Here is a 13,543-nt window from a genome sequence, read left to right as displayed (position 1 = left end):
GCGGGGACGCGTGCCGTAGGTCCCGTTCCGCGCTGTACGCGCGGAGATAGCCGACGACGGTGTTGGTGACCGCCACCAGCGGCACCGCCACCACCGCTCCGGCGATACCCGCGACCAGACCGCCCGCGGCGACGGCGAGGACGACCGCCAGCGGATGCACCCGTACCGCGCGGCCCAGGATGAACGGCTGGAGGACATGGCCCTCGATCTGCTGCACACCGAGGACGATGAGCAGGACCATCAGCGCGGTGAACACATCCTGTGTCACCAGCGCCACGACCACGGCCAGCGCGCCCGAGATCACCGCTCCGACCAGCGGGATGAACGCGCCGAGGAAGATGATCACGGCCAGCGGGACGGCCAGCGGCACTTCGAGGAAGTAGAGCCCGAGCCCGATGAAGAGCGCGTCGATCAGCGCCACGATCACCGTGCCGCGCACATAGGCGGTCAGGGTGTGCCAGGCGCGCGGCCCGGCTCCCGCGACGCCCTCGCGCGCCTGGGCCGGGACCAGCTTGAGCGACCACTGCCAGACCTTCTTGCCGTCGTACAGCAGGAAGAGCGTCGAGAACATCGCGAGGAAGATCCCGGTCAGCAGCTCCACTATCACCGTCACGCCCTGGAGCCCGGCGGAGGTTATTCCCTCGGCGTTCGAGCCGACGGCGTCGCTCAGACTCTTCGCGAGGTCGTTGATCTGGTCCTCGGTCACATGGAACGGGCTGTTGAGCAGCCAGCGCTTCAGCTCGTTGATACCGTCCGTGACCCGGTTGGAGAGATCGTCGACGTTCTCCATGACCTGCCACACGACGAACCAGCCGACCAGTCCCATCAGGACGAATCCGGCGATCGCCGTCAGCGCGGTGGCCACCGCGCGCGGTACGCCCAGCCGTCTGAGCCAGGCGACCGTGGGCTGGAGCAGCGCCGTGATGAGCAGGGCGGCGACAAAGGCCATGACGACGAGCTGTACGGCGCTGATGACACGCATCAGTACCCAGACCATCCCGGCCAGGACGAGCAGCCGCCAGGCGGCCTCGCCCGCGACTCTCATGCCCCAAGGGATGGCGGAGACGGGATCGGGCTTGCCGGAGACGGCGGGAGCATACGAAGGAGGCGGCGGAACTGAATCGGGCGCGGATTCGGGCGCGGCCACGGTGACGGTGACCGGTGCCTCGTCGGCCTCGGCCTCGGCCCTGCGCCGGTCCAGGTGTTCACCCATCCGCGTCAGTCCCGTACCCATCTGGCTGAGCCACGCCGGCACTCTCGACATGATGTTTCCTCGTCCCCCCGTCCCTCGCCCCACGTACTCCCCCGAAGATGTTCGAATCGACCGTACACGGGAGAAGCCCCCCACCGTAGGACGGTGGAGGGCTTCATGAGGTTGAGCGCCGGGCGGGCCGGTGTGCTTCCCCGGGCTAGTACCAGTTGTTGGCCTGCCAGAACGACCAGGCGCCGCAAGGGCTGCCGTAGCGGCCGTCCATGTAGTTCAGGCCCCACTTGATCTGGGTCGCCGGGTTGGTCTGCCAGTCGGCGCCGGCCGAGGACATCTTCGAGCCGGGCAGCGCCTGGACCAGACCGTACGCGCCGGAGGACGGGTTCTGCGCCTTGTAGTTCCAGCCGGACTCGTGGTCCACGATATTGCTGAAGCACTGGTACTGGTCGGCCGGAATCATCTGCCGTGCCATCGCCTGGACCTGCGCCACGCTGTACGAGCTCTGCGCCGCGAAGGAAGTGGCGGAACGCACCTCGTCACGGCTCGCGCGCTCGGCGGCCTCCTTGGCCTCGCGCTGGCGCTCGGCCTCGTCGTCGGCGGCTTTCTTCTTCGCCTTGGCGGCCTTGGCGGCCTGGATACGGGCCGCTTCCTCCGCGGACTTCTTGGCGCTCGCGTCGGCCTCCGCGGCCATCACATCGGCCTGCTGGGTCAGCGACGCGGTCTGCACCTGCGCCTGCTGGCCCGCCGGGATGTCCGCGAGGAGCGTCAGGTCGGCTGCTGCTGTCTCGAAGTCGTTGTCCGAGACCTGAGGGTCGCCCGAGGCGACACCCACGACTGCGCCGACGGTGGTGACCGCGGTGGCCGAAGCCACGGCGAACCCCCGGACCGAGATCCGGCTCACACGGTGTCCTTCCAGCATCGCCCGCATAGGTGACCTCGCGGGCGCGATCGTGCCCCTGGCACTGGCCTCCGCACTACTGGGTCACGGGAGACACGGGCCCGGTGGGCAACCCCCTTGCGGGGACTGCCGCGTGGTGCACGGGCGGCATACGGCGGCAGTTGTTGAGTTGTGTGGTGCCGCACCACTGGGGGTGCGCGTGTGCCGCATGCGGGGCCTGACGGAAGCAAGACTCTGCCGGAAGGCCACGCCGTGAGGCAATTCTTCGTTGCGTGGGAAAGCTCACACTCCGTTTGACCGGGAAGAAAAAGGAAAGCCCCACGCGGCACAGCGCCGCCCGGCTAAGCTGTTGCGCTCCGCCGGGCGGCATCAACCGTGGCGATACGGTCTAGATCTGACCGTCCTCCAACATTTCGGTCACCAGCGCGGCGATCTGCGAGCGCTCGGAGCGCGTCAGGGTGACATGCGCGAAAAGCGGATGTCCCTTGAGTTTCTCGACCACCGCGACAATTCCGTCGTACCGCCCGACCCGCAGATTGTCGCGCTGCGCCACATCATGGGTCAGCACCACCCGGGAGTTCGCCCCGATCCGGGACAGGACGGTCAGCAGAACGTTCCGCTCCAGGGACTGGGCCTCGTCCACGATGACGAACGCGTCATGCAGAGAGCGTCCCCGGATATGGGTGAGCGGCAGCACTTCGAGCATGCCGCGTCCCAGCACCTCCTCGATCACCTCACGGCCCGCCACCGCGGAGAGCGTGTCGAAGACCGCCTGGGCCCAGGGGCTCATCTTCTCGGCCTCGGTGCCGGGCAGATAGCCCAGCTCCTGCCCGCCCACCGCGTAGAGCGGCCGGAAGACCATCACCTTCTGGTGCTGCCGGCGCTCCAGGACCGCCTCCAGGCCCGCGCAGAGGGCCAGCGCCGACTTGCCGGTGCCGGCCCGGCCGCCCATCGACACGATGCCGATGTCGGGATCGAGGAGGAGATCGAGGGCGATGCGCTGCTCGGCGCTGCGGCCGTGGATCCCGAAGGCCTCACGGTCGCCGCGGACGAGCCGGACATTGCCCTCGGCGGTGACCCGGCCGAGCGCCTTGCCGCGCTCGGACTGGAGCACCAGCCCGGTGTGCACGGGCAGCTCGCTCGCCTCGGGCACATAGAGCGACTCCTCGGTGAAGAGGAGATCGACCTGGTCCGCGGCGAGCGTCAGCTCGCTCATACCGGTCCAGCCGGAGGAGTCGGTGATGGCGAGCTCGGCGCGGTACTCCTCGGCGAGGAGGCCGACCGACGACGCCTTGATGCGCAGCGGCAGGTCCTTGGAGACGACCGTGACGTCGTATCCCTCGGCCTGGAGATTGCGCGCGACCGCGAGGATCCGTGAGTCGTTGTCCCCCAGACGGAAGCCGGCGGGCAGGATGCCGGGATCAGAATGGTTGAGCTCGACACGCATCGTGCCGCCCAGGTCGCCCAGCGGAATCGGGGCGTCGAGACGGCCGTACCGGACGCGGAAGTCGTCGAGCAGGCGCAGCACCTGCCGGGCGAAGTAGCCGAGCTCCGGATGGTGCCTCTTGGCCTCCAACTCCGTGATCACCACGATCGGCAGCACCACCTCGTGCTCGTCGAAGCGGGACATGGCGTTCGGATCGGCCAGCAGGACGCTGGTGTCGAGAACGTAGGTGCGCCTGTCGGGCATGCGGCGCTTTGTGCTGGTCACCACGGAAGGACGTACCCCCTCGAATGAGGTCGGGGTGCGACGGCGTCGCGGGCGGGTGGGCCGGGCTCGGGCCCCATGCGCGGGCCGAGCTCCGGCCCTCCATGTCGCCCGTACGTTTGACCGCACGGTCGTCCTGGTGCAAAGGGCCTCCCGGGCGGACGGCCCCATGCCGTCCGCTGAGATGCGACGTCCACGGACCTGGCTTTCGGACATCGACCTGGGGGAGGTATTCCCTCGAACACGCGCAGCCATGCCATGGCATATGACGGACGGCTGATGAACCACAGGTGACGGAGGTGCGTGACCGGGTACGGAGGACCCTCGAAAGGCAGCGGAAGGTCAGGTTCCGTAGCGGCGGTGGCGCGCCGCGTAGTCACGCAGGGCGCGCAGGAAGTCGACCTTGCGGAAGGCGGGCCAGAATACTTCGCAGAAGTAGTACTCCGAATGGGCGCTCTGCCAGAGCATGAAGCCGGAGAGACGCTGCTCTCCGCTGGTACGGATGACCAGATCGGGATCCGGCTGGCCGCGGGTGTAGAGATGGGACGAGATCAGGTCGGTGTCGACGATCTCGGCGAGCTCCTCGAAGGTGGTGCCCTTGTTCGCGTGGTCCGTCAGCAGGGAGCGGACCGCGTCCGCGATCTCCTGTCTGCCGCCGTAACCCACGGCGACATTGACGAGTATGCCCTTGTTGCCGATGGTGGCCTGCTCGGCCTCCTTGAGGACCATCTGCGTACGGCCGGGCAGCAGGTCCAGCGTGCCGACGTGGTGCACCCGCCAGCGGCCGTCGGCGGCCAGATCGCGGACCGCGTTCTCGATGATGCCGAGCAGGGGGATCAGCTCGTCCTCGGGACGGTCGAGATTGTCCGTGGAGAGCAGCCAGAGTGTGACGACTTCCACATTGGTCTCGGAACACCAGCCGAGCAGTTCCTGGATCTTGCTGGCACCGGCCTTGTGTCCCTGTTCGGCCGTACCGCCGGACGCCTTCGCCCAGCGGCGATTGCCGTCGAGGATGACGCCGATGTGCTTGGGCACCTGGGCATGATCGAGGCGGCCTCCCACCCGGCGTGCGTAGAGCCCGTACACCAGGTCGCGCAAGTTCACTGAGTCCACCTCTCGATTCGATGGGGACCGGCGCGTCGGGACCGGCGCGTCCGCCGACGGGGTCCTGGGGCCGGTCCTGGGACCCCGAAGCCGTCACATTACTGCGCGGTCCCCACGGGCACCCAACCCGGTCTGTCACAAGTCCGTGATAAGGAATGAACCGTGACTGATTTTCCCTCTTACCTCGCAGCCGACGACCGGTACGACTCCATGGAGTACCGGCGCAGCGGACGCAGCGGCCTGAAACTGCCCGCGATCTCGCTCGGCCTCTGGCACAACTTCGGTGACGACCGGACCCTCGATTCGCAGCGCGGCATCCTGCGCCGCGCCTTCGATCTGGGCGTCACGCACTTCGATCTGGCGAACAACTACGGACCTCCGGCGGGATCCGCCGAGCTGAATTTCGGCAAGATCTTCGCGCAGGATTTCTCGGCATATCGGGATGAACTCATCATTTCCACCAAGGCCGGATATCTCATGCATCCCGGGCCCTACGGTGAATGGGGTTCGCGCAAGTACCTGCTGTCGTCGCTCGACGCCTCGCTGGACCGGATGGGCCTCGATTACGTCGATATCTTCTACTCGCACCGGTTCGACCCGGATACTCCTCTTGAGGAGACCATGGGCGCGCTGGCCTCCGCCGTACAGCAGGGCAAGGCGCTGTACGTCGGTGTGTCGTCGTACACCGCGGAGCAGACCGCGGAGGCGGCCCGGCTGCTGAAGGAGATGGGCGTCCCGGCGCTCATCCACCAGCCTTCCTACTCGATGATCAACCGCTGGACCGAGGACGACGGTCTGCTGGACACGCTGGAGGCGGCCGGGATGGGCTGTATCTCCTTCGTCCCGCTGGCGCAGGGACTTCTGACGAACAAGTACCTGAAGGGGATTCCGGAGGGATCCCGGGCCACGCAGGGCAAGTCCCTCGACCCGGATCTGCTCTCGGACGAGGTCACGCGGCGGCTGAACGGGCTGAACGAGATCGCACGGCGACGGGACCAGTCGCTGGCGCAGCTCGCGCTGAACTGGGTGCTGCGCGATCCGCGGATGACGTCGGCACTGATCGGCGCGTCGAGCGTGAAGCAGCTGGAGGAGAATGTCGCGGCGCTGGCCGGGGCACCGCTCTCCGCCGATGAGCTGAAGGAGATCGACAGCTTCGCGGTGGACACCGAGGGGACAAACATCTGGGCCGGACGGGGCTGACGCTCCGGCGGTCGCCGGTCGCCCGGACAAGAAAACGGGCCGGTCCGTGGGGGGGATACGGACCGGCCCGAGGGGGGGTTTCCACCATAACCCTTCGTAAGGGATGGTGCGCGCCACGACAGGCCATGATGACGCTCCGGAAGCACCGGAAGGCCCTACAGGGCCCGGAATCCCGGAGCTCACAGGCGTACGGGCCCGGGCGTGGCGAGTAGTAGCCACGCCGCGCGGTAACCCTCAGGAGCGATGAGCGACGGCCGGTGCGTTGACGCCTGAGCGTACGGGCCGGAGCTCGGTAAGCGGTTCAGGGCCGGTTCGCGGTCGAGGCCCGGTTCGCGGTTCAGGCTCAGTTTGCGGCTCAGGCGCGGTTCGCGGTTCGGGCTCGGTCTCCGTACGAGGACCGGGCCCGTCCGCGTCCGGGCGCTCGCTGCGTTTGTTGGCCACGATCCGGCCCATGAACTCGTCGCCCCAGACGCCGAGCGGCAGCAGGGCCGTGTTGAGCGCCTGGCCCATGTCCGTGAGGGAGTACTCCACGCGTGGCGGTACCTCCCGGTACACCTCGCGATGTACGACGCCGTCGGCCTCCAGCTCACGTAACTGCTGGATCAGCATCTTCTCGCTCACACCGGAGACATGCCGTCGCAGCACTCCGAAGCGGTGCGGTCCGTCGTGCAGCGCCCAGAGAATGAGCGGTTTCCACTTCCCGCCCACCACATCCACCGCCGCGTCGAGCCCACAGGTGTAGACGGTCATCCTGCTCTGGCTTTTGGTCTGGCTCCTGCTCTTGGTCTGGCTCTCGGTCTGGCTCTCGGTCATGGTCATGGCCAACTCCGTTCCGGCCTCGATACTTACCGTTCCAGCAGTACGTCACGCTACGGCGAGAGCGCCGAGGAGGATACCGGTCAGGGCTCCGGTGATCATGAACGGACCGAACGGGATCGCCGACTTACGGCCCGCCCGGCGCAGCAGGATCAGTCCGAGACCGTACAGGGCGCCCAGCAGAAACCCGGCGAACGCTCCGACGAACAGGACCAGCCAGCCGTACCAGCCGAGGGCGACGCCGAGCGAGAGCGCGAGCTTCACATCGCCGAAGCCCATGCCGTTCGGATTGATCAAGAACAGCACGAAGTAGCAGACGCCGAGGGCCAGTCCGCCGAGCAGGGCCAGTGACCAGGAGCCGCCGGCGCCGGGAAGCAGCGCGGCCACGCCGAGCAGTACGGCCGCTGCGGCGGCGAGCGGCAGCGTCAACTGGTCGGGCAGCCGGTGCACATGACGGTCCACCAGGGCGAGCAGTACGGCGAAGGGCGTGAACAGCAGCCAGACGGCGAGTTCGGGACGCGGCCCGGTCGCCGCCGCGAGAGCCGCGCAGACGAGGGCGGTGAGGAGCGGGATGAGGATAGAGGGAGCGCCCGCGTCACAGCTCGCGCAGCGCGTACCGCCGAGCCATCCGCCCGCCGGACCGGCGATCGGGTGTCCGGCCGGACAAGTGTCGCGCCACGGGCGGTCCGGCTCGACCGAGAGGCGGTACGCGGCACGCGGCAGCAGCAGTCCGGTGGCTCCGCCCCAGACAACGGCGACGACGATCAGCGTGGCGTACACAGCACCGACCCTAGAGCCGTCCGCAGGGCCCGGTCATGGGTCCAGGGGCCCACTCCGGACGCGTCAGGACCCAGAAGCGGCGGTCCCGGAACACGGCCCGGCCGGCGGGCGCTACGGTCTACGGCCATGGGCACTTGGCGGAACGGCAGTGGACAGTTGACGATCGCGGGCCAGGACCGCCCGGTGGATCTGGAGATCGCCGCGTCGTACGGGACACGGCGGCGCGGTCTGCTCGGGCGTGACGGGATCGACGGCGCACTGCTGATCACGCCGTGCAACAGCGTGCACACCTTCCGGATGCGCTTCGCGATCGATGTGGCGTATCTGGACAAGGAGTTGACGGTCGTGGACATCCATACGCTGAGGCCGGGACGGCTCGCCATGCCGCGCTGGAAGGCCCGTCATGTGCTGGAGGCGGAGGCCGGTGCGATGGCGCGCTGGGGCCTGCGTCCGGGCACCAAGGTGAGCATGACGGGCGGGGCGTGAACGGGCACGTGTGAACGCGCCACGCGCCGTGTCTACTTGAGCTTGCTCGCCTGGGCCTGGAGCAGCGCGGCGGGCATCTGCGGAGTTCTGGCGCCTTCGAGGTTCGCGGTGTAGAAGGTGGCCACCGTGCCGCCGACCCGTACGACATGGAACACAAGCGGGACCGGCTCGCCCTCGAAGTCGCCCGTCACCTGGTAGGCGAGCGCGTCGTCGCCCACCTCGACAGGCGGCAGCAGCTTCACACCGGTGTACTTCGACGGACTGTCACCGCCGGTCGCCGTGAAGCCGTCGGCGCAGGCCGTGACGGCGCTACGAAGCCTGCTGAGCACGGTGCCGGCCGCCTGCGCACCATGGGCGGTGAGGAACTCCGAGACGGCGGGACGGCTGTTCTGCGCGCCCGCGAGCTGCCGGTACGCGACGGCCTTGCCCAGCGGCTCCGGTTTGCCGTTGAGCACGGCGGTCAGCGGCAGGCACTCGGTCTTCTCGGCCGTCTCGCCCTGCGGCGGCGGACCGGCCATCCGCTCGACCGTGAAGCCGGAGACGTCGCCGTTGGTGAGCACCGCCCGGTCCAGCTCGTCCTGGCCGAGCACTCTGCCGTCGCTCGCGCCGATACCGGTCAGTCCGGGCCGGGGCTTCGGCGCCTGGGACGGTTCGCCGGTCGGGTCGGTGGCGGAGTCCGTGGCTGTGGCTGTCGCGTGGGCCTTCGCGTCGGCGCCCTTCTTCGACGTCCCGCCGTCGCTCTCTTCGCCGCCTCCGCAGGCGCCCGTGAGCCCCAGCGCGAGCGCGGCGGCCGTCGCGGCCAGGATGACGCGCCGTGACATGTCCGGCGTACCCGCGGTGCGCGTCTGCATGACGGTTCTCCCATCTCGCTGGACTCTCGCCGGACCTGCGGCTCGCCGGTCTGTCACGCACCGGCTGTCCCGGCACGCTAGCGCCGGCTCTCACCGGCACGCATGGGCCTACGGACCCAATCCGCGCCCGCGTGCCTACCCGTACGCCTTGATTCCCGGCTCACTCCGGACGTCGTACCGGTACGGGAGCCAGCCGGGGCCAGCGGGCTCGTATCCGTGCGGCCATCTCCGCGGCGAGCCGTCCCAGGCCGCCCAGTCCGGAGTCGGTGCCGACGCCGACGCCCGCTCCGTCCTCGGTCATCCGGGCGACCACGCCGAGACGGTGCAGCAGCCGCTGACGGGCGGAGGCCGTGCCCCACGTCCAGTCCTGGCGCGGGAGCCTGGCGAGATAATCGGTCCCGTCCCGGTGGTCCCGCCGTACGAGTGCGTTGCCACGGATCAGCCAGCCGGCACACGCGTCGGCGAGGTCGCCCTCGGGCTCGGTGCCCGTCGCACCACGCCAGGCCGAACGGTAGGCGGCCTCGGCCGCGTCGAGCAGCGGCGCGGGCGCGGCGGTGACGCACCAGCAGGTCGGAAAGCCGATCCGTACGTAGGCCAGTTCCATCAGTCCGCTGCCGAGGGACGCCTGCTCGAAGTCGACGAAGCGGATCCCGTCCGGAGTGTGCAGATCGTTGCCGGGACACGGGTCGCCGTGCAGCAGCGCCGGGCGGAGCGGCGGCCGGCCCAGTCGCCCGACCAGACCGTCGAGCTCGTCGCGTACGCCGGCCGGGACGGTGGCTTCGAGTGCGTGGGCGAGCGCGAGGAAGGAGTCGATGTCGGCGTCGCCCGGACCCGACCAGGGTGGCAGCGCGGCGAGTTCGTCCGCGGGCGCGGTGAGGGCGGAGGCGTGCAGCCGGGCCAGGGCCTCGGCGTAGGCGACCTCCCAGCCCTCGGCGGGCGGCCGGTGGTCCAGCAACTCCATGACCAGCAGCCGCGCGTCGTCGTCCGTACCGAGCAGCCTCGGTACGACAGGCTGCGCGGCCCTGCCCGCGAGCCTCAGCGCGGCGGCCTCGCGGGCGTATCTCCCGGCGGCCTCGGGTCCGTCGACAAGCTGCTTGACGACGGCGGGCCCGCCGCCGGGCAGTTCGACCCGCCACACGCGTGACCGCGGACTGCTGTCGAGCACGCGTGCCCGGCCCGGGGCACCCAGTGTGGCTCGCAACTCTTCGCCGAAGGGCACGTCCGTCAGGTTGTTCACTCGCTCACCCTGTTTGCTCGTCCGTCCATGTGCCCGTCTGCCTGCCCGTCTGCCTGCCCGTCTGTCTGCTCTTTTTCTTACTCTTCTGCCTGGTCATCCAATTCCGTTACGGCGGTGAGCGGCAACTGTCTTTCCGGCTCGGCGCATTCGCCCACGCGTGTCGGGATGTATTACGCGCAGGGCGTCTCGGCCAGCGGTGTCACCTCGGCGCCCGGGAAGTCGGCGACGGGCGTCTCGACGGCGTCGACGGTGTACGTCGTCGGCTCGTCGTCCGAGGCCAGCAGACGGGCCCTGGTCACCGTGCCCGCCGGGTCCGTGAGCCAGTAGGTCTCCGAATCGATGCGGTCGTCGGGATGGAGCACCGTGACTCCGGTCCCGCGCGCGAAGGCCACGGCGAGCTCGGGCTCGGTCACGGGCGCGCCGTGGACGGCGGTCGACGGCTGGACCTGGATGTCGAGGCTCATCGCCATATCGCCGCGCACGGGACGGTACGTACAGAGGACGAACGCCTCCCAGTCGCGTTCGCCGAAGTCGTCCCGTCCGGCGCAGACGTCCACCTGGCCGCGCGGCACCCGTACCACATCGGCCAGCGCCTCGGTCAGCTCGGCCGGCTCCAGCCGTCTGCTGAGCAGGAAGTTGCAGATCACGGTACGTACCCCCGGTCAACGGCTCCGGCGTTCGCGGGAGCGTGCGGATGCGGTTCCTGGACGTACACAACCTCGTCGGAAGCGCGACGCTACGCGCTGCGCGCGACTCGGTCATGGGCCCCAGGACCCAGTCCGGTCCCACTCGTCCCGGTCGCACTCGTCCCGGCCCGTACGCGGGAGCATGCCGGTCAGCGGAGCTTGGCGAGGTCCATCTCGATTCCCACCGGCGAGGAGAGGCGGCCCGTGAAGCACTCGTGCCAGGCGCGTTCGACCAGCGACAGGGCCGCCCGCTCCGGCGCCTCCAGGATGTTCGCCCTGGCCCGCTCCAGATACCGTCTGGCCTGCGCGGGCTCTCCGCGCTCCGCGTAGAGCCTGCCGAGCCAGGCGTTGTTCGAGGTCAGCTCCGGCGCCCGCTCGACCGATTCCGCGATGAGCCGGAACGTCAGGTCCCGGTCGCTCCGGTCCACGCCGTTCCACTCGTTGACCGCCGCGAGTTGCACGGCGGCCATCGGCCGGTACGAGGACTCCCGCGGAATCCTCGCCACCAGCTCGCCTCCGCGCAGCACGGCGTCCTCGTCCAGTTGGATGTGCAACGCGCTGTGCGAGAAGAGCAGAGCGGCTCGCGGATCGTCCGGGTGCTCGTCGGCGACGCGTGTGACGGTGGCGACCGCCGCGCTCTCCTCGTCGAACCATTCGAGACCGAAGACGACCTGGGCGTAGTCGAGGAGCCGGGCGGTCGAACCTTCCTCCTGAGCAAGCCGTTTGACCTCGGCGTACTCCTGGTCCCTGTGCTCCTGGGCCCTTTGCTCCTGATTCCTCTGGTCCATGGATCCGTTACCTGTTTCCCGGGTGCTTGGCGGGGATGAACGCGGTGCTGATACGGGCGATTCCGTTGACCATACGCCCGCGGATCGTGACGGTTTCGCCCTCGACCACCCGGCTGAGCTCGAATTCGCCCGGCTGGCCACCGGGCTTCTGCGTCATCGGACCGTCGCCGAGACTGTCCACGATCTTCTTCAGCGCCTGCTCACGGCCGCCCGATTTCCTGACCAGATCGTCAAAGCCGTGGTCCGCCTTGTTGAATACATGGTCGAGGACCTTCTGGGAGTTGTTGGCCCGATAGGCCTCGTCAAGCTGTTCGCGTGTCAGCGGATCGCAGATGTCCTGGTTGTGCACCAGGGCGGGAGCGGAGCCGACGAAGACGTAGTACGTGTGGATGCCCGCGACGGTGAGGTCATGGGTGGTCCGGCGCTGGGTGTAGTGGTCGACCGCCACGACGCGCATCGGCGTCCCGGTCGGTGTGCGCAGCTCGTCGCCGGGCGCGATCTCACCGGCGTCGGCCCAGCGGGCGCGGTCGCTCAGCCAGAAGGGATGGGTGTCGGTGGCGGTGATCACCGCGGGGCCCGAGGTGGTGGCGACCGTGAGCCGGGTGAAGTCCTTGTCGTCGCGGGTGGTGATGGTCCGTACGACAGGACGGGCCTGTGTCACACCGGTCACCGGGTCGGTGGCGAGAACGCGGGCGCCCACGGGGACCTGGTCGATGGCCATACGGCGGCCGTCGGCGAGGAGTACCGGTGTGCCGGGCAGGAAGCTGTGGCGGACGGGACAGGTGGCGGGCTCGTTCTCGGGCTTCCCGTCGGGTTTGTCCTTATCCTTGGCCTTCTCGGCGTCGAGTTTGCGCTTCGCGTCGGCGAGTTTGTCCTCGGCCTCACCGACCCGTTTACGGTTCTTGATCAGGCCCTTGATGCCGTCGTACAGATCGTCGCCGTGCTTCTTCAGCTTTCTGACCAGCTCGACGGCCTTCTTCCACTTCCACGGCGCCCCGTACTTCGCCGCGAGCTTGCCGACGGCGCCGCCGACAAGGCTGACCAGCACATTGATGAGCGTCTCCGTGCAGGCGCCCATGTCGCCCTTGGTGACGCAGTCGAGGGCGTCGGTGATCCCCAGCTCGTCGGCGAGGATCTTCGCCAGCTCCTTGGCGGCCTCCTTGGCCTTGTCGGAGTCGGCCTGCTCGGCGGCCTGGGCGTCCTGGAGTTCCTTGAGGGCGGCCTCGTAGTCGATCTGGGTCTGGGTCTTCTCGCCGGCGTCGTCGGCGTCGATGTCGATGTCGCCGGGATCGCCGGTGTCGCCGGGATCGATCTCGTCCGTGTCACCGGTACCTCCGGTGTCGGAGGCGGTGTCGTCGAGCGGGTCGTCGGCGCCGGGATCGTCCTGTTCATCGACGGCCTCGGCATCGCCGCCACCGCCTCCGCCGCAGTTGCTCCCGCCGGTGATCCGGCACACCTGTGTGCCAATCCCCTCGGCGATGGTCGGCCCGACGCCGGTCGTCACGAGCGCGCCGACGATCGCGGCGACGACCACCACCAGTCCGACGTACTCGATGGTCCCCTGGCCCCGCTGCGCTCTGCGCAGTCCCAGCAGACGAGTGTCCGTACGCGGCATGAGCCGCCGCACACGACGACGAAAACGACGCACTACCCCCAGTGGCGACATGAAAGCGAGATTATGTGCCCATTCCCGTACGGTCTTGGGCCCTGGGACCCAAGTCGGGACTCAAATCCCCTTCCGCGCAAGGGGTATGACCTGGGACATGACGATGGGACGACCGA

13 protein-coding genes are annotated in these 13,543 nt (G+C 68.9%); 2 read left to right on the top strand and 11 right to left on the bottom strand.

All coding sequences use genetic code 11. From position 1 onward, the window contains the following. The 4 genes from GA0115259_RS18680 to GA0115259_RS18665 form a co-directional block, all read right to left on the bottom strand. Positions 1-1,264, bottom strand: a 1,264-nt coding sequence (locus GA0115259_RS18680) for an AI-2E family transporter (RefSeq protein ID WP_093598253.1), incomplete at its 3' end; no start/stop codon positions are given. A 145-nt stretch (positions 1,265-1,409) separates the two neighbouring features. Further along, positions 1,410-2,108, bottom strand: a complete 699-nt coding sequence (locus GA0115259_RS18675) for an aggregation-promoting factor C-terminal-like domain-containing protein (protein WP_093598264.1) — start codon at positions 2,106-2,108, stop codon at positions 1,410-1,412. 385 nt (positions 2,109-2,493) lie between these two features. Beyond that, complete coding sequence (locus GA0115259_RS18670; RefSeq protein ID WP_093598250.1) at positions 2,494-3,819, bottom strand: PhoH family protein; 1,326 nt, start codon at positions 3,817-3,819, stop codon at positions 2,494-2,496. Positions 3,820-4,155: 336 nt separating this feature from the next. Continuing rightward, entirely contained in the window at positions 4,156-4,917 is a 762-nt protein-coding gene (locus GA0115259_RS18665; RefSeq protein WP_093598247.1) for an isoprenyl transferase, read from the bottom strand. 162 nt (positions 4,918-5,079) lie between these two features. Between GA0115259_RS18665 and mgrA the strand changes: the two genes are divergently transcribed. After that, complete coding sequence (gene mgrA / locus GA0115259_RS18660) at positions 5,080-6,117, top strand: L-glyceraldehyde 3-phosphate reductase (RefSeq protein ID WP_093598244.1); 1,038 nt, start codon at positions 5,080-5,082, stop codon at positions 6,115-6,117. A 234-nt stretch (positions 6,118-6,351) separates the two neighbouring features. On the opposite strand, the gene GA0115259_RS42845 is transcribed toward mgrA, so the two are convergent. Both GA0115259_RS42845 and GA0115259_RS18650 read right to left on the bottom strand, forming a co-directional pair. Further along, positions 6,352-6,936, bottom strand: coding sequence for a winged helix-turn-helix transcriptional regulator (locus GA0115259_RS42845; RefSeq protein WP_370748128.1), 585 nt, complete (start codon positions 6,934-6,936; stop codon positions 6,352-6,354). Between the two features lie 45 nt (positions 6,937-6,981). After that, positions 6,982-7,713, bottom strand: a complete 732-nt coding sequence (locus GA0115259_RS18650; RefSeq protein ID WP_093598241.1) for a prepilin peptidase — start codon at positions 7,711-7,713, stop codon at positions 6,982-6,984. Between the two features lie 126 nt (positions 7,714-7,839). Between GA0115259_RS18650 and GA0115259_RS18645 the strand changes: the two genes are divergently transcribed. Next, entirely contained in the window at positions 7,840-8,199 is a 360-nt protein-coding gene (locus tag GA0115259_RS18645) for a DUF192 domain-containing protein (protein WP_093598238.1), read from the top strand. A 32-nt stretch (positions 8,200-8,231) separates the two neighbouring features. Here the strand turns inward: GA0115259_RS18645 and GA0115259_RS18640 are convergent, their stop codons facing one another. From GA0115259_RS18640 to GA0115259_RS18620, 5 genes are all read right to left on the bottom strand, one after another. After that, the gene (locus GA0115259_RS18640) at positions 8,232-9,050 is read right to left on the bottom strand and encodes a hypothetical protein (RefSeq protein ID WP_093598235.1); all 819 of its coding nucleotides are present in this window, start codon (positions 9,048-9,050) and stop codon (positions 8,232-8,234) included. A 160-nt stretch (positions 9,051-9,210) separates the two neighbouring features. Further along, positions 9,211-10,287, bottom strand: coding sequence for a protein kinase family protein (locus GA0115259_RS18635; RefSeq protein ID WP_093598232.1), 1,077 nt, complete (start codon positions 10,285-10,287; stop codon positions 9,211-9,213). A 170-nt stretch (positions 10,288-10,457) separates the two neighbouring features. Next, on the bottom strand, positions 10,458-10,934 hold the full coding sequence (locus tag GA0115259_RS18630) for a hypothetical protein (RefSeq protein ID WP_093598229.1): 477 nt from the start codon (positions 10,932-10,934) through the stop codon (positions 10,458-10,460). Positions 10,935-11,122: 188 nt separating this feature from the next. Further along, positions 11,123-11,761, bottom strand: a complete 639-nt coding sequence (locus GA0115259_RS18625) for a hypothetical protein (RefSeq protein WP_093598226.1) — start codon at positions 11,759-11,761, stop codon at positions 11,123-11,125. A 7-nt stretch (positions 11,762-11,768) separates the two neighbouring features. After that, positions 11,769-13,388, bottom strand: coding sequence for a Hint domain-containing protein (locus GA0115259_RS18620; RefSeq protein ID WP_141716615.1), 1,620 nt, complete (start codon positions 13,386-13,388; stop codon positions 11,769-11,771). Positions 13,389-13,543 lie beyond the last annotated feature (155 nt).

This window comes from Streptomyces sp. MnatMP-M17 (assembly GCF_900091995.1).
In the GTDB taxonomy this organism is placed as follows: Bacteria; Actinomycetota; Actinomycetes; order Streptomycetales; family Streptomycetaceae; genus Streptomyces.
This window is presented reverse-complemented; position numbering and strand designations above follow the sequence as displayed.

Excerpts from the sequence above, each read along its gene's own strand:
- GA0115259_RS18625 (WP_093598226.1), bottom strand. The coding sequence starts at position 11,761 with ATGGACCAGAGGAATCAGGAGCAAAGGGCCCAGGAGCACAGGGACCAG.
- GA0115259_RS42845 (WP_370748128.1), bottom strand. The coding sequence starts at position 6,936 with ATGACCATGACCGAGAGCCAGACCGAGAGCCAGACCAAGAGCAGGAGC.
- GA0115259_RS18640 (WP_093598235.1), bottom strand. The coding sequence starts at position 9,050 with ATGCAGACGCGCACCGCGGGTACGCCGGACATGTCACGGCGCGTCATC.
- GA0115259_RS18645 (WP_093598238.1), top strand. The coding sequence starts at position 7,840 with ATGGGCACTTGGCGGAACGGCAGTGGACAGTTGACGATCGCGGGCCAG.